This is a genomic window from Megasphaera sueciensis (assembly GCF_050219315.1).
Classification (GTDB): domain Bacteria; phylum Bacillota; class Negativicutes; order Veillonellales; family Megasphaeraceae; genus Megasphaera_A; species Megasphaera_A sueciensis.
In genome coordinates this window covers 362,838-379,559 of record NZ_CP116939.1, presented here as the reverse complement: position 1 = coordinate 379,559, position 16,722 = coordinate 362,838, and the positions used below count along the sequence as shown (strand labels likewise).

Annotated in this window: 14 protein-coding genes and 1 pseudogene; 5 read left to right on the top strand and 10 right to left on the bottom strand. The window is 38.8% G+C overall.

Annotated elements, in window-relative coordinates; genetic code table 11:
- Positions 1–40 precede the first annotated feature (40 nt).
- The 3 genes from NXG62_RS01920 to NXG62_RS01910 all read right to left on the bottom strand — a co-directional run bounded on the left by NXG62_RS01920 (position 41) and on the right by NXG62_RS01910 (position 1,786).
- Positions 41–1,182 (bottom strand): IS3 family transposase gene (locus NXG62_RS01920; protein ID WP_427112051.1). Its coding sequence is split into 2 segments (ribosomal slippage): positions 41–930 and positions 930–1,182, totalling 1,143 coding nucleotides; the frame shifts between segments, so codons are not numbered across the junction.
- A gap of 151 nt (positions 1,183–1,333) precedes the next feature.
- Positions 1,334–1,519: a helix-turn-helix domain-containing protein gene (locus tag NXG62_RS01915; RefSeq protein ID WP_427113342.1), complete on the bottom strand. Its 186-nt coding sequence runs from the start codon at positions 1,517–1,519 to the stop codon at positions 1,334–1,336.
- A gap of 81 nt (positions 1,520–1,600) precedes the next feature.
- The gene (locus NXG62_RS01910; RefSeq protein ID WP_427113341.1) at positions 1,601–1,786 is read right to left on the bottom strand and encodes a pyridoxamine 5'-phosphate oxidase family protein; all 186 of its coding nucleotides are present in this window, start codon (positions 1,784–1,786) and stop codon (positions 1,601–1,603) included.
- Between the two features lie 127 nt (positions 1,787–1,913).
- Between NXG62_RS01910 and NXG62_RS01905 the strand changes: the two genes are divergently transcribed.
- Entirely contained in the window at positions 1,914–3,227 is a 1,314-nt protein-coding gene (locus NXG62_RS01905; protein ID WP_427113340.1) for an ISL3 family transposase, read from the top strand.
- 59 nt (positions 3,228–3,286) lie between these two features.
- Here the strand turns inward: NXG62_RS01905 and NXG62_RS01900 are convergent, their stop codons facing one another.
- The 5 genes from NXG62_RS01900 to NXG62_RS01880 all read right to left on the bottom strand — a co-directional run bounded on the left by NXG62_RS01900 (position 3,287) and on the right by NXG62_RS01880 (position 7,468).
- On the bottom strand, positions 3,287–3,640 hold the full coding sequence (locus tag NXG62_RS01900) for a type II toxin-antitoxin system RnlB family antitoxin (protein ID WP_427113339.1): 354 nt from the start codon (positions 3,638–3,640) through the stop codon (positions 3,287–3,289).
- 22 nt (positions 3,641–3,662) lie between these two features.
- Positions 3,663–5,369, bottom strand: a complete 1,707-nt coding sequence (locus NXG62_RS01895) for a viroplasmin family protein (protein WP_427113338.1) — start codon at positions 5,367–5,369, stop codon at positions 3,663–3,665.
- 182 nt (positions 5,370–5,551) lie between these two features.
- Positions 5,552–6,070 carry a hypothetical protein gene (locus NXG62_RS01890; RefSeq protein ID WP_427113337.1) on the bottom strand — a complete coding sequence of 173 codons (519 nt, stop codon included), beginning with the start codon at positions 6,068–6,070 and terminating at the stop codon, positions 5,552–5,554.
- On the bottom strand, positions 6,067–6,288 hold the full coding sequence (locus NXG62_RS01885) for a hypothetical protein (protein ID WP_427113336.1): 222 nt from the start codon (positions 6,286–6,288) through the stop codon (positions 6,067–6,069). The genes NXG62_RS01890 and NXG62_RS01885 overlap by 4 nt, the downstream gene beginning before the upstream one ends.
- A gap of 244 nt (positions 6,289–6,532) precedes the next feature.
- Positions 6,533–7,468: a DDE-type integrase/transposase/recombinase gene (locus NXG62_RS01880; protein ID WP_427111976.1), complete on the bottom strand. Its 936-nt coding sequence runs from the start codon at positions 7,466–7,468 to the stop codon at positions 6,533–6,535.
- A gap of 494 nt (positions 7,469–7,962) precedes the next feature.
- On the opposite strand from NXG62_RS01880, the gene NXG62_RS01875 reads away from it, so the two are divergent.
- From NXG62_RS01875 to istA, 3 genes are all read left to right on the top strand, one after another.
- Positions 7,963–8,412 carry an Hsp20/alpha crystallin family protein gene (locus NXG62_RS01875; protein WP_048514408.1) on the top strand — a complete coding sequence of 150 codons (450 nt, stop codon included), beginning with the start codon at positions 7,963–7,965 and terminating at the stop codon, positions 8,410–8,412.
- A gap of 135 nt (positions 8,413–8,547) precedes the next feature.
- Entirely contained in the window at positions 8,548–9,792 is a 1,245-nt protein-coding gene (locus NXG62_RS01870) for an IS256 family transposase (RefSeq protein ID WP_083615847.1), read from the top strand.
- Positions 9,793–10,238: 446 nt separating this feature from the next.
- Positions 10,239–10,790 carry an IS21 family transposase gene (istA, locus tag NXG62_RS01865; RefSeq protein ID WP_427113335.1) on the top strand — a complete coding sequence of 184 codons (552 nt, stop codon included), beginning with the start codon at positions 10,239–10,241 and terminating at the stop codon, positions 10,788–10,790.
- Positions 10,791–10,904: 114 nt separating this feature from the next.
- Here istA and NXG62_RS01860 read toward each other — a convergent pair whose 3' ends face one another.
- Entirely contained in the window at positions 10,905–12,998 is a 2,094-nt protein-coding gene (locus NXG62_RS01860) for an AAA family ATPase (RefSeq protein WP_427113334.1), read from the bottom strand.
- A 446-nt stretch (positions 12,999–13,444) separates the two neighbouring features.
- Here NXG62_RS01860 and NXG62_RS01855 point away from each other — a divergent pair.
- Positions 13,445–14,688, top strand: a pseudogene (locus NXG62_RS01855) (IS256 family transposase).
- Positions 14,689–15,158: 470 nt separating this feature from the next.
- Here NXG62_RS01855 and NXG62_RS01850 read toward each other — a convergent pair.
- On the bottom strand, positions 15,159–16,721 hold the full coding sequence (locus tag NXG62_RS01850) for a recombinase family protein (RefSeq protein ID WP_427113333.1): 1,563 nt from the start codon (positions 16,719–16,721) through the stop codon (positions 15,159–15,161).
- Position 16,722: the final 1 nt, after the last annotated feature.

Sequence of the window (16,722 nt, the reverse complement as noted above, 5' to 3'; positions counted from 1 at the left end):
GTAGTGGTCAAGCATTTTTGTAACACTTGAGTCTACTTTTTTAACGTCTAAATCTGGCCTCAAATGGAGTCATATTGTTGTTGTAAGAATGGGGCCGTACATGGTTATACCAAATATAGGCAAAATCATGGACAGCTTGGTCAAGTTCTTTCTCCGAATGGTAGTAATGTAAGTTGATCTCTTCATTTTTCAGCGTGTTGTAATATCTTTCCATGGGTGCATTATCATAGGGACAGCCTGCTTTACTCATGCTTTGGGTTATTTTTACCGACTTGCAGAAAGAGACAAACTCCTTTGAACTAAATTGTGCCCCCTGATCACTATGAAGGATAAGCGGTTGTTTAACCGCCGCTTGAGAATTCAGCGCCTTTTTCACAGTTCGAATAGCAAGATCACTCGTTAGTTCTTTTCCATTTATACTGGCAACGACACTGCGGTCATAAAGATCCATGATGGCACAATTATAACGCGGGCGGCCATCTGTTAAAAATAAGTACGTAAAATCGGTACACCATTTGCTATTCTTTGATTCAGCAGTAAAGTCTTGATGTAAAAGATTAGAAAATATCTTATGCGCTTTCCCTTTTACATAGCCTGGTTTTTTCCGCCTTACAATGGATTTTAAGCCTAACTGCTTATTCATATATTTATGAATGGTAGTTTTACTTAAATAGATATTTTTTCGTGCTAAAAACACCCGCATTATGCGATGGCCTATCACGCCATTCATATCGTGATATAACTTGCTAATGACCTTCAGAATCTTTGTTTTCTCAATGTATTTTTGCTTCTTTTTATTTTTGATGAAATTATAATAAGCGTTTGGACTTAACTTGAATTTCCGCAAGAGCCACCGGAGACCAAACTCTGGGTGATATCTTTTGATAAACTGATACCTTTTTATTCGATTTCTTTCGCAAAGAATGCCGCCGCTTTTTTTAGGAAACGATTTTCCTTTTCCACTTCTTCTAGCTGCTTCCTTAGTTTCAGGCTTTCTTTCATATAATCATATTCTGATTGGCTGCTTGCTGTTGTTTGGCATTCTTCGCGATATAACTTAGTCCATTTTGATATAGCGGCTTTTGATACACCATATTCATCGGCTAGCCCTCTTAAGCTCCGTCCTTCTTCTAAATGAAGGCGAATTATTTTCTTCTTAAATTCTTCATCATATTGCTTCATGTTTATCCCTCTTTCTCTGATAGATTCATTGTACTCTATTAGACAGAGGTGTTACAACTTCACTATACCACTACATGCCGTCTATCTGTATTATAGCATGTGATATCTTTATTTTCGTTTATGGTGGCGCTGAAAAAGCGTGATGTTTACTCTAAGTTTTCTTCTGGCGTGACCGTTGAAGAGCTTGTGAACCGTTCTCACGATACACGGCAACCCATTCTCTGATAATTTTTTCGCTGGGAATATGATACTTCTTTGATAATAGCATATAACCTAATTTCCCTTGCAAATACTCGTTGACAACTTTTATCTTAAATTCATAACTATATTTTGCCATAAAAAGCTTGACCCCCATAAGCTAGATTTCTAGGTCTAACTTATGGGGGTCAGTACAAAAAACCGGTATTTTCATTTTATATTACACACCTTCTATGGCACCATGCACATAAACGGCACCATTGAGATACACATAACTCACAGGCGCTCCATAAGGATATCCATTTCCCCCGGTTGTCAACAAAACTCCATACATACATTTTTTCAGTATCTCAATTGTCTCTAAATTTTTAAGTCTTCTATCTTTTCTTCTCATCTCTTTGAACATAAATGATCATTCCCCAAAAATCTATCCGCATTCACTGAAAATTAGGCTCTATAATAAGGTTCTATAATAAATGTTGGGGTAAGGCAGACAATGGATTGTCTAGTCTTACCCCATTTTATATAAAAAGATGGACATAACAGCATACATCCGATACAATCAAAGCGACCAAACCCGATTAGAAAGGATAATGTATTATGTCCCAGTACCATTATATAGAAAAAATGTTTCAATTAGAAGAGGGGAGTGCATCAAGAACAGCGCATATGAGGGAAATAAACAGATCTTTTATATGGAATTTTCTCACACTTCCTGCTTGTGTCCCCAGTGTCATACCCGAACTTCTCGAATTAAAGATTACCGGCAGCAGGAAATCCTATTGGCATGGCTGGACGACGTTCCCGTGTATGCGTCTTTCCATAAACGCCGCTACGTTTGTCCCACATGCGGCCATTCATTTTATCCCGCCACTCCCTTAGTACAACCGTACCAACGACGCAGTCAACGGCAGCAGCTCGCCATGATCCGGGAATGCGCTCGTAAACAAAGTTTTACCGATATTGCCAACCGATTTCACTTGTCGGTGACTACCATCCTCCGGTATTTCGACTGCATTTCTTATAGTAAGCCTGCTACGCTCCCAGCTATCTTGTCACTGGATGAATTTCGGGGAAACGCACCGGGCCAAAAACACCAGGTAGTCGTAGTCGATCCCGCCAGAAAAACAGTACTCGATATCTTGCCACAACGGGATACTCAACAGTTAATACACTATTTTGCAACCTATCCGTATGCTATGCGAAAAACAGTCAATTACGTAGTGATGGATTCTTCTGCCTTGTTCCGCTTAGTCGCGCAACACATGTTTCCGAATGCCGTCATCATCTGCGACAAGTATCATATTGTCCGTCAGGTAATCTGGGCCATGGAAAACGTACGGAAACGGATTCAGCCCCCATGGGATCATCACCGTCTCTATTTCAAGCACAACAAAAAGATATTAACCAAGCCCGGATGTAATCTGACAAACGACGAACTTGTCTGTCTGCAAGAAATACTGGCACAGTCCGACGAACTGCGTAAAGCATATGCCTTAAAAGAATGTTTCTTACAGTATTATCGATGCCCACAAAAACAGTCTGCGAGGTATTTCCTGCGATTCTGGTTGGACCTGGTGCAGGCTTCTGGATTAGCAGAATTCAAGTCACTGCTGCACTCGTTCACAGATTGGTTTGACGGTATTATTAATGCCATCCGGCTTCACTATTCCAATGGATTTATGGAAGGCCATAACAACAAGATAAAAGTATTAAAACGGGTTTGCTTTAGCATTCGTAATTTCCATCGTTTCCGAAATCGCATATTGTTTATGGATGCTGCTACGCATAGCAAAAGAGGAACATCCCATTTGAATGTTCCTCTTACACAGAGGTCACTATTTTGAGTAACCCCAACATTTATTATAGAGCCTAATTAGTTAGTAATACAACTTTCAAAAATATTTTATACCATACCTGTTTTCAATAAAAACTTTAAGGAATTAGGCACCACACTTCTTTGGACAATATCCTCATTCTGCGCAAAAAAGTCATAAGTCATATTCCTAATGTGCTCATCTATATTCTTCACCAATGAACAAGATTGCAAATAATTTTTTCCTATGCAGAAATCACATGATATATATCTATTACTTTTTGTGCCGTTTATCAAAGTTAGGTCAAATAATATTTTGGCCTGATCCCTACTTATTTCTTTACCGATTTCCTTAATGTAGCTTAACGGATTCTCACACGACGTTGCAATTACAAGGAAGTCAAATAGTTCATTATTTAATTTTAAAATTTGATAGTTTTTCATAATGAACCCTCCTTTCTTGTTGTTATGTATTTATATTTATATATGATGTTTCAATCAAATTCAATACACTATTCACAATTTCGTCAGCTTCTTGTTTGTCCTCTAAAATTGTTGTTCCTATTAACACCTGTTCTGTGTGAAATATAACATGCCTATTATTCACTAGATAATTATAAAGTCTTTCTACTTCTTGTTGAAAAACAGTATCATTTAAACTACTTGCAATATCCGCTACTAATACTCCATTATCAAAGATTCTATAAAAAGTATGTCCAATAACAATTGATTTCATACCAAACAAATATTTGATGTATCCTTCCAATGCCCTTAGTGCCGGAAAAGCATAACAAGAGTAATCCTCTAACGGCATTTTGATTTTTCTTAAAGAAATTGATGGTGACAACAATTTCAAAACCATCTCATCTAAATTTCTATAAGAACGAGGCAAAAGCACCGCCATCTCACTTCGCACATCTTCCGTCTTTACATCCACATTGTGAAGATTATTAATTGTATCTACAATATCATCTACCGATACACTCTCGCAGTATGACAAAAATGAGATTGCTTCACTATATAAATATGCTGGTTTTCCTTGCAACGTTATTGTTCCATTGGTGTAAATGTTAATTACTAATGTATCTCCAATACTGCTCGTGAATTTATAAACCTCATGTATTGGTTGCGTTTCGACTTTACTAAAAGCAGGTGCATCTTTAACTAATGATGTCAAATATTGAATTAATTTTCCTGACCATTCAGTTGGTAGTTTTTTAAACGAGTAAGTCTTTCCGTCTATATCATTTGAATAGGTACATCTTTCTTCCAAAATAGTTTTTATCATTAAAGAAATATCTGTATTTGTTCCTGTAGGAGATATCGTTGTTGATCCATCTCCATTAAAATAAAAGTCCAGAATTGCATTTTTTTCATCAGCTACAATCTGGCATCGATACTGATTACCTGTCTTTACCAACTCACTCGCTTCAAAGGTTTCCCATTGCTCTTGACCAATTTTTAAAATCGAAGTCCCGATTTCTTCTCTGTTTATAAAAACTGATTTTTTCTTTGCCACCTTATTTTCCTCTCTGGCATTGTATACTCCTTTGTGTATAGTACCATTTATCATAGCTTCCTTTGCAAGCGAATCTGCTAACTCATTGTATTTATCTCCCGAGTGTCCTTTTACTTTTGCAAAATAAATTTCTATAGTTTTTGCAGCTACATCAAAAAAAGTTTTATATGCTTTAGTTCCTGTTTTCTTAGCTTGCCACTCGCCTGTACACCATTTTGCAATGCCCTCATAGTCATGGTAAATTGTAATGCTACTTATTTTATTATCTAAACAGTACTGTATTGCCCGTTCAGACCCTTTAATTTCTCCTGCAACATTATTCATTTCAGATAAACTGTCATCGCAAAACACTTCAGAAAAATGTTCTTCTTTTCCATTGTAAAAAAGCACTACACCACATGAAAACCTATTAGTTGCTGAGTCAAAACTGCCATCGACATAAGCTATCGCAGGTGTCTGAGGAGTTTTGATATTGGAAGCATCAAAACTCCTTTTATCAACATCTTCTTGAATATATTTTATAGCATCATCGTATGTGGTAAAACTTTTATATACAACACCAGAATAACCATGTATTTGGGACTGGCATTCGTTCCATGATTCATATATTCCTGGCTTAACGCCTTTTTTAACAGCATAAAATTTCTTTGCCATGGCTATCATCCTTTATTGGAATTTTGTATTTTATCACATTTTTTAATCAATGTCAATATTTTAAAATAATTATATCAGATTTTTTTTCAGAGTACAAGATTTTTGCTATCTGGGTATGTGTCAAGAATTTCTCGGTAAATATATTGACCTAGATAATAGCCAGCCTCATCGACTTCGCTTTTTTACAAAAATGCAGGCGTTGAGAAGCTTTTAGCTAACTTCCCTATCGCACTGCTGGCCAGACCAGTATTGTAAATACGTCCGTGATGAACCCCTACATGCGATTGAAAGTAGATTTTCCGCATGATTCGTCTCATCGTTCCACGGAATCTGCGGCTGACGGGAGCGCTAAATCCTCTTCCCCATACCGCAAACGCTTTATCTAATTCTTTGTTTCGTATGGCCGTAATTACTTTCACCATGGCCGTGCCTCCCGTCCGACTCCCATGACGCCCTTGTTTCTTCATCCGGTAACTGTATATTCGATGGTTACTCTCACAGGTACCGATTCCACTCGCAGACACTGGAATGTTTCGCAACCGCAGCGGTTCTAACGAATTCCAGTTTCGCCTCATATACTGACGTAGTTTCTCTACTATGCAGAGTATCTTCGACTGCCGCTGTACAGTCTCACCGGAAGGGAAAATATCTTTTTGACTTGTTTCCCATGAGGCATAGTCCCGACCCACTTGTTGTTTCATGATAGCCCCCCACCGTTTGGTGTCTGATACTCGTTAACGTCAGTTGATTGATCAAATCTGCCGTTGTCCGGTAGATGCTTCCGGTTGCCACTTCCGTTACCCGTTTCATGAATAGTGCTGTATACCGCTGATATTTCTTCAGTCCCAAGTATCGTTTCAAAGGATAAAAGGCCTTTGATCGCAGCCCGTTTTTTGTACCCTCGGCGTACATAAGTCACCGTTCCGAACAACTCCTAACGTGTATGAGGATTCCGTCATTCTGTCTGATACTCGTGATCCGTATACGTTTTTATCAATTCGACATCTATCATTTTCAACGCACAGCCAAGTGTTTCCGTATATTGTGATATATTTTTCTGACTGGACAATATATCTATTATCTAGGTCTTCTCTTTTTTTTGCAATATCTTACCGAGAACTATTTTACACTAAGAAACTATTTGTAGGTTTGTCAAACATATGTTACATAGCGGAGAGAAAAGATCGGAGAACTTCATTGGGAGATTTCCAAGCCAAGGGACGCATAGGAAAATTATTGTATTCTCTATTACGGACAGCCAACTGTTTTTTGAAATCTTCAAAGGAATAAAAGCGATGATTCGCATAGAAATACTCGTTATCTTTTCGGTGAGATCGTTCTACCTTTCCGTTATGTCTTGGTGTATAGGGACGGATTTTTTGATGTACAATGCCATACGCTGCTAACTGTTGTTCAAATAAAGTTAATTTTTCCAGTTTGCTTGGACCAAATCGATTCGTAAATTCAAATCCGTTATCGGTTTGAATTTTGTGAATAGGGAACTTACATTTTCTGACAAGATGTTGGAGAAACACAGTAGAGGAATAGGTACTCTGTTCCTGAAACGCTTCCCAATAGCGAACACGGGTACATTCATCCATAGCGGTGTACTGGTACATCTTTTCACCCCGTGCATCCGCCTGCCCCACGATACAGGCAGAAGGAACGACTTTTACGTCGATCTGTACTTTTTCTCCAGGGAACAGCGCTTGTTGATAGGGCTTGGGGATGTATTTGGGGTTAGGTATCGATTTCCGTTTCAGTCCGATACGCCTCAGACAGCGATACAGGCCCGTGATGGAACGTGTGTAACCACGCTTTCTCAGTTTGACCCAAAACACGACCAGTCCGGCATGGGGATTTCGTCGTCGCATGTTCTGAATCAGTGTCATCTCTTGAGAAGTGTGTTGATTGGGATGATGGTGGGGACGTCTGGATCGAGGCTGTAACGATGCCGGGGTACCCTCATAGCGCCATTGCAAGCGATAGATAAACTGGCGATTCGTACGATATTTTATGGCAGTTTTTGTGACACCATGCTTTGTTGCATAGGAAAGAATAGATAGACGATATTTTACATCTTGTGTTATGCTGTTCATGAGAGGACTCCCTTTCTGTTATGGTTTTGCGTAGTAACTTAAGCATAACACAAAAAGGTGTTCTCTCATTTCTGTTTTTGTAACATATCTATGGTAAACCTACAGAACTATTTTACACTAAGAAACTATTTTTATAATCATTTTTTTCGTATCCAGATATATTTTAACTGATAGAAAAACAAAGGATTTTCATATTTATCTATTTGCTTACCAGCAAGGCCACTGTCTCAACGTGTTTTGAGAGGTCTTGATAGCTGTCAAAACGGCGTTTTAGTTCTATTTTTACCTACTCTCGAACTTAGGAACATATCCACGCTCGTAAATGGAAACATATCCAAGATTGACTCTCGTTTATGGAAAAATATCAAAGTCAAATTTAAATAAAAAAATTCTCAAAAATATATTGACAAGTGGAACATTCTGTGTTATATAATAATTAGCACTCAACAATCGAGAGTGCTAACAAAAAATAAATTGAAAAGGAGTTGTTATTTATGGCTGGATTAGTACCTTTTAACAAAAAGAACAAAGAAATCTCTACAAACACTGGCTTTGAGGACTTCTACAACGTACTTGATGACTTTTTTTCCAATGACTGGCCTTTGAGAAGAACCCTCACACATGACACTTTCAAAGTTGATGTCGAAGATAATGGCAATGAATACCTAATTGAGGCTGAAGTGCCAGGTATAGATAAAAAAGACATCAATGTTGAACTTAACGATGGAAAACTTATGATTTCTATTACTAGGGATGAAAACAGTGAATCAAAGAAAAAGAATTTCATCCACAGAGAGAGACGTTATAGTTCTATGAGTCGTTCAATTTATTTGGAAGATGCCAAGCCAGATGGTATTAAAGCAAAACTGGAAAATGGTTTACTTAAAGTTGTAGTTCCTAAAGAAGAAAAGCCAAACAACAGCATTACAATTGATGTTGAATAAGGCAAAATAAAGGGGAGTGTAAAATGAAGTGTGTAAGTTACCGGTAACCAATTTACTAACTTACGCACTTCATTTTTTTGTCGAGGTGCGGTACACTATCAGAAAGCAGGTTGAAAGGAATTGAGTACAGCACTGATGAAGAAACGTAGAAACCCGAGTGAGAAAGGCCAGGCAATCGCCAAGCTCATCATGGAACAATACCAGCCGAAGACGCAGGAAGACATGCAGATAGCGCTGAAGGACGTGTTCGGTCCTATCTTCGAAGCTATGCTGCAGGGCGAGATAGATAACCATCTCGGGTATAGCTCCAATGATCATAGCAAGAAGGAAACCTCCAACCGTCGGAATGGCTATACGGAGAAAACCATCCAGACTTCGGTCGGCGAGGTCCCCATCCGCGTCCCACGGGACCGCGAATCTACCTTCGAGCCCCAGGTAGTCCCCAAACGCACCAAGGATGTCACAGGGATCGAGAGCAAGGTACTGGCCATGTATGCACGCGGCATGAGCCAGCGGGATATTGCCAAGACGATTGATGACATCTATGGATTCGAGCTGTCCGCAGAGAGCATCTCGAACATCACAGACCGAGTGATGGACGAAGTCCAGCATTGGCAGACACGTCCTCTGAACCCCTTCTACCCCTTCTTGTTCGTAGACTGCCTGTACGTCTCTGTACGCAAGGATTATGAGACCAAGAACCACGCTGTCTACGTCATCCTCGGCTATGACATCAATGGCTCGAAGGATGTCCTGGGCCTTTGGATGAACGAGACGGAGGGCAAACATAACTGGATGCAGATATTCGATGAGCTGAAGGCCCGTGGCGTTGAAGATGTCGGATTCATCTGCATGGATGGTGTCTCCGGTTTGGAAGAGGGAGCAAAGTCCATCTTCCCCCAGGTGGTCGTGCAGCGCTGCATCGTCCATCTGATCCGCAACTCCATCAAGTACATCCCATCCAAGGATTACAAGGCCTACACGACCCAGCTCAGGAAGGTCTATGGAGCCGTGAACCTGAAGAGTGCTGAGGCCGAATTCGAGCGGTTCAAGCAGGCCTGGAGCCAGTACCCCGGTGCGGTAGAAACATGGAAGCGGAACTGGCAGCATGTCCAGCAACTATTCAACTATGGCAGTGCCGTAAGGAAGGTGATGTATACCACCAATGCGATAGAGAGCGTGAATTCCAGCTTCCGAAAAGTCACCAAGAAGGGCTCGTTCTCCAGCGAGGAATCTGTCTTCAAGGTTCTCTATCTCAGGGTAAAGGAACTCTATGCCAAGTGGGAAGGGCATCATATCCAGAACTGGGCGATGGTCAGAAACCAGTTGGCTATGGATGATAAGCTGCAAGCTCGTATCCTGAAATACGAGAAATTTTAAAGCCAGCAATCACTGGTAACGCATCTTCTTTTATGATACCTAAAAAAACTTACACACTTAACTTGACAAACCCATAACGGATCCCTTTCTATAATTCAATATTATTCGAGAAACTTTTTACTAATCTGCATTTTGTCTCAACAACTCTTTTAAAGCTTTCCTGTTCGATATTAGCCATACAGATAAAAAAATCTCTGATTTAAAAGCATCCGAAAAGCTCTCGAACTTAATAAAGCAAAGGAACTTAACCGATTAGTATGAACAAATCCAAGGCAATACCAATATTTTATTTGCTGTAATATCATTTTCCATCTGATGACATCTTTGAAAATAATATATCTCCACAGACGACTGTAAGAACCGGAGTTAAAATGGACATAATCACCAATTGAAAATTCCCCAAAAGCACCATATCCTATACATATATTTTATGAGGAGGATAGGATATGGTTAAACTGGAGGAGTTATTTATGATAAGAGACTTAAAAAGTAAAGGGCTGTCCATAAGACAGATAGCAGAACAACTTGACTTAGATCCAAAAACAGTACGTAAATGGTTAAAGTCAGATCAGTTACCCAAATATCAACGTAAAAGAAAAACAGAAAGCAAGCTCGAACCACATAAAGACTACATACTGGAAAGAATGATGGAAGGATGTCTCAATGCAGTTGTGATCTATGATGAGATTAAAGAAAAAGGATATACAGGAAAAATCAGTATTCTTCGAGAGTTCATGCATCCTTATCGGAAGCACCATAAAGGAGCAGCATCTATACGCTTCGAAACACCACCAGGAAAACAAGCTCAGGTTGACTGGGGTGAGTTTCACGCCATCCTTCCGGATGGGTCTAAGAAGAAACTCCATGCATTTGTCATGATTATGGGCTATTCCAGACAAAAATATGCAGAATATACAGAAGATGAGAAGTTAGAAACACTGATTGGATGTCACGAACGAGCCTTTAAGTTCTTACAATTGTCCGCTTACGGAAATTGAGGTATTATAAAAACAGCAATAAGATAAAATTCAATACGAAATTATCTTATTGCTGTTTTTGATTTATATTCCAAACTCTTTTTTAATATAAATTTCTTTATTTAGTGTAACAGTTTATTTACCTTTAACTATTACTTCATCATTTTCAAGTACGATATCTACATGTTTTACGTCTGTATGATCTAAGTAGTAATCTGTGATTTTGTCGCGTACTTCTTGTTCAACAACACGACGTAACGGACGCGCACCCATTTGTTCGTCGTAGCCTTTATCAATTAACCAATCTTTAACATCTTGTGTAACGTCCATTGTGATTCCTTTTTTATCTAATGTTTTTTGAACATCTTGTAGTAATAAGTTCACAATGTCTTTTAATGCATCTTTACCTAAATGATCGAATTTAACGATACCATTGAAACGGTTAAGGAATTCAGGGCGGAAGTATTTTTTCATTTCATCCATAATATCATCAAACTCTTCATTTCCATCACCAAAGCCAGCATTAGAAGTACAAATAACAATTGTATTTTTAAAGTTAATGACATTACCTTGACCATCTGTTAAGTTACCATCATCCATAACTTGTAGTAATAAAGTTAAGATTTGTGGATGCGCTTTTTCAATTTCATCAAATAAGATAACTGAATACGGGTTACGTCTAACTTTCTCTGTTAATGTGTTTGAATTATCATCATAACCTACATAACCAGCAGTTGTTCCAATCATTTTAGATACAGCAGTTCGATCACTATATTCACTCATATCTAAGCGAATTAATGCATCTTTATTACCGAATAAATCAATTGCTAACTGCTTTGCAAGTTCTGTTTTACCTACACCTGTAGGACCTACGAAAAGGAAGCTACCAATTGGGCGGTTGCCCTCATCAAATCCAGCACGGTTACGACGAATTGCACGAGAGACAAGATCAACAGCTCTATCTTGACCAATAATTTTATCTTTTAAACGCTTATTAATATTTTTCAATCTTTCGATATCACTTGCATCCATTTGAGATACAGGGATACCAGTTAAACGTTCAATTGAATCTAAAACGTCTTTTACAGTAGCTTTAGTATTATGTGCAACATTGCTAATTTTTAGTTTATCTTCTAGTTCTTTAATTTCTTTTTGGATTTTGTCAGCTTCTTTATATTCTTCATTGCTCACGGCTTTACTTTTATCATCTTGTAATTGTGCAATGCGCTTTTCAATTTCCACTTTATCTATTGCGGGACTTTGTGCTGACAAGTGAGCTGCAGTAATATCTAGTACGTCAATAGCTTTATCTGGCAATAAACGTTGAGGAATATATTGAATGGATAAATCTACACAAGCTTTTAATACATCATCTGGTAGTTCAACATGGTGATGTTCTTCAAATTTTTCACGTATACCCTTTAAAATATTAAAAGTGTCATCAGCACTTGGTTCATTAACAAGTACTTCATTAAAACGACGTGCTAATGCAGCATCTTTTAATATATTATTCCGATATTCATCTTGTGTAGTTGCACCAATAACTGAAATATCACCACGACTTAATGCAGGTTTAATAATATCTGATAGCCCTTTGCTACCAGAATCACTGCCAGTTGAACCTGAACCAATAATTTGATGGATTTCGTCAAAGAATAACACAATATTTTTCGCTTCTTTAACAGCTGCAACTAATTTTTGAATATTTTCTTCAAAAGCACCACGATATTGTGTACCAGCTTCTAAGGAAGAAATATCTATTGAGATAATTTCTTTATCTTTAATAGATGATGGTACATTGCCTTTAACTATAGCTTGTGCTAAACCTTCAACAATAGCTGTTTTACCTACACCAGCTTCACCAACTAAAATAGGATTGTTTTTAGTACGTCTACTTAAGACTTCAGCAGTTTCTTGGATTTCTTTATCACGACCAATTACTGGGTCTAATAAACCATCGCGTGCTTCTTGTGTTAAATTACGGCCAATTTGATCTAAATAATTACCTTCATCATTTTGTCTTTGAGAATTAGATTGTTGAAATGCATGCGCGTTTTGCTCAGCAGAATTCCCACCTTGCTGCTGTCGTAATTGTGCTAATTGTTCCGGAGAAACTTCTTTGCCATTGATATAATATCTTTTAGTACCACTATTGACAGATTCTTGCATATCTTGGAATATTCTTCTGAAAATTGAATCAAAATCATTATTGAAATATCCGTTATTCATACATATCACCTCTAAAAAATTTTAGAAATACTTAAGGCAACAATTAAATGCCTAATGTCAAATTTAAATGCAACAAACTCCAAACATGACCAAAATACAGTGACACCAGAGAACAGGTAGGGGAGGAAGTGAAAATGGTAGAGGAATCAGGCAGCGTGGGATGAGGTGTACTGGTAGAACACATCAAAGGAAGATGCGTAACCAAGTACCTTTCTAGGATAATGATTTAACCATGATTCCATGAATAAATCACCTTGATGATATAAATGTAAATCTGAACCACAAATCCCAGATGCTGTTATCTTTATAATTTCATCAGGTGTTTCAATAATCTTAGCATCTTCAACTTTTTCGGGAGTGTATAATAAACTGTGTAAGTAAGTCAGCAACAGATTAAACGATACTCCCCCTCGGGGATGTCAAACACATGCGGAGGTAATAATTTTATGTCAAAGAAACAGCCCACACGGGGTGAATCCCTTGCTAAAGCCATTATCAGTGAATATAAGCCAAAGACCGTGGAAGATATGCAAAACGCTCTTAAAGATGTTTTCGGGCCTATGTTTGAGGCCATGCTGAATGGTGAAATGGAAAATCATCTCGGCTATGACAACAATGAACGTGGCGAAAAGGAAACAACCAATCGCCGTAACGGCTACAACCATAAGACCCTCAAAACATCCGCAGGTGAAGTCCCGATTGATGTTCCTCGTGATCGAGAGGGTTCTTTTGAACCGCAGGTCGTGCCAAAGCGGCAGACCGATGTTTCCTCGATGGAGGGTAAAGTGCTTGCCATGTATGCCCGTGGCATGAGCCAGCGTGACATCTCGTCAACGATCGATGACATCTATGGATTCAAACTGTCAGCAGGACAGATTTCTAACATTACCGATTGTGTCTTAGATGAATTGAATGAGTGGCAGAACCGACCGCTGAAAGCTTTTTATCCATTTATTTTTGTGGATTGCATATACGTTTCTATGCGTACCGAGCAGGGTGTTTCTGACCAGGCGGTGTACGTTATCCTGGGGTACGATCTAAACGGTGGGAAAGATGTTCTGGGCTTATGGATGGGAGATACAGAAAGCAAACATCGCTGGATGCAGATATTCGATGAAATAAAATCACGCGGTGTCCAGGACATCGGTTTTATTTCAATGGACGGTGTCAGTGGTCTTGAAGATGGTGCTAAAGCTATATTCAAGAATGTTGTGGTGCAGCGCTGTATGGTACATCTAATCCGAAACTCTCTGAAATACGTGCCCAGTAAGGATTACAAAGCCTTTACGGCACAGCTGAGAAAAATCTCTATGGGGCAATCAACCTGAAAGGAGCACAGGTTGAATTTGAACGGTTCTGTGATGTGTGGGCCAAGTATCCCGGTGCCATCCGCGTGTGGAAAGACAATTTTCGGCACGTGGAACAGCTTTTTAATTATGGCAGCGATGTGCGTCGGGTCATGTACACGACCAATGCCATAGAGAGCGTCAACTCAAGTTTCCGCAAGGTCACAAAACAGGGCGCTTTCAGCAATGAAACAGCCGTTTTTAAGGTGTTTTATTTACGGATTAAGGAACTTTATCAAAAATGGCACGGTCACTCCATTCGCAATTGGGCCATAGTGATGAATCAGCTGGTTATTGACGAACGGATTGGCACCATGGTACGAAAATATCAGGTTTCAATTTAAAGTAATTTACACACTTTACTTGACAATCCCACTTTTTCCATCTTCATCTTCTTATGTCCTTGATAAGTGACTGCTTTCATAAAGTAACACTTCATTCTAAGTATTATTTACAAGTATACTAAAATATACTTAGAATGTCAACACTAAACCTGCACGATAGTAACTTCATTTTTACAAATTCAGTCTCAGTCATAACTTCTAAGTCAATATGTTCTTCACTACTTCTCATGAGCATGTCTAATAAATATCTTTTATACATAATTTTATAAAGAGCATTTTTCTCTTCTTTATTCATACATTCACAACCTTTCTTTACATAAGTATTACCAAACTCGGAAATTTATTTCATCAACAATAAAATCCTTCGATTTTATACCTCAACCGAATAATCATTGGTTTATTATTGATCCATGTCAGTAGCACAAATACCCACAACTCTTTTATGAGTCATGGGCTATTTAATCCGTTTTTCATACTTCAATTTCAATGCCAGATTTAAAACTTACCACAAAGTGGTCTTCGTACACAGTGACGTTTTGGATGAGCTTCCTTACAAGCGTGTCGTTATATAGTAGGGTGCGATATTTGTTCCTGCGTATAAATCCTATCAGCTCGTCTATCCGCTCATTCTCTCCACTTATGGATGCATCTTCCACAAGAAGGCTCTGACGATCTTCACGGAGCTTATCTATCTCATCTGCTAGATGTTCATAGTCTTGACCTTTATTGGCCAGCTTGATTACTTCCTTCTGCTTTTCTTCAAGTAAGGTGTTTATCTCTGAAATTTTGTACTCTGTGGTGTCGCCAATTATCGCGTGGATGTTTTCTTCCAAGGTTCTTATCATGTTATCACCACCGGCAAGGAGTTTGTTAATGGCAGTCATAACCGCATCATATAAATCTCCTTCTTTTACCGTGCGGTTCTTACACGTTTCAGGACCTTGCTCGATTCTCGTAACGCATCGCCATACAAACTCTTTTCTACCGCGTATATTCCAATACACCCGTCTGTAAATGTCCCCGCAATCCCCGCAGAAGGTTATGGTGCTCAAAGCGTATTTACTGCTATAGAGTCTTTTGTTTTTATCTGCTCCTGTGTAAATATTATTCCTGCGATGAAGTTCTTCCTGAGCCTGTAAAAATAGTTCCTTTGGAATGATTGCCTCATGACTATTCTCAACATAATACTGTGGGACATGTCCTTCATTCTTGACTCTTTTCTTTGTAAGGAAATCCACGGTGAAGGTTTTCTGTAAAAGGGCATCACCGATATACTTTTCGTTCAAGAGAATCTTCTTTATGGTCTCCGGTCGCCATCTTGGTTTTCCTGCAGCTGTTAAAATATCGTCCTTCTCAAGATCCCTACCAATGCCTGCTAGGCTTTTGCCCTCAAGGTACTCTCTGTAAATGCGCTTAATGATTTCAGCCTCTTCAGGAACAATTATTAGGTTTCCTTCTTCATCTTTTGTGTACCCCATAAATCGATTGTGGTTGACCTGGACTTTCCCTTGCTGATATCGATACTGCAGTCCAAGTTTAACATTCTGAGAAAGGCTCTGACTTTCTTGCTGCGCGAGAGATGCCATAATGGTCAGAAGCACCTCTCCCTTGGCATCCATTGTGTTGATGTTCTCTTTCTCAAAAAATACGGATATGTTCTTATCCTTGAGCTGCCTAATATATTTTAGGCAATCCAGAGTATTCCTAGCAAATCGACTGATAGACTTTGTAATAACCAGATCGATGTTCCCCTCCATGCATTCATCAATCATGCGATTGAACTCTTCTCGTTTTTTCGTGTTCGTTCCAGAAATGCCGTCATCTGCAAATATGCCTGCAAACTCCCATTCAGCATTTTTCTTTATAAACTCGGTGTAATGAGCAACCTGCACCTCATAGCTGGAGTTCTGCTCTTCAGTTTCTGTAGAAACACGGCAATAAGCAGCAACACGCAGTTTTTTTACTTTTTCTTTTGCGGCTGTACTTCCCACCCTTTTTCGTGCTGGAATTACAGTTATGTTTTTCTCGGCCAAT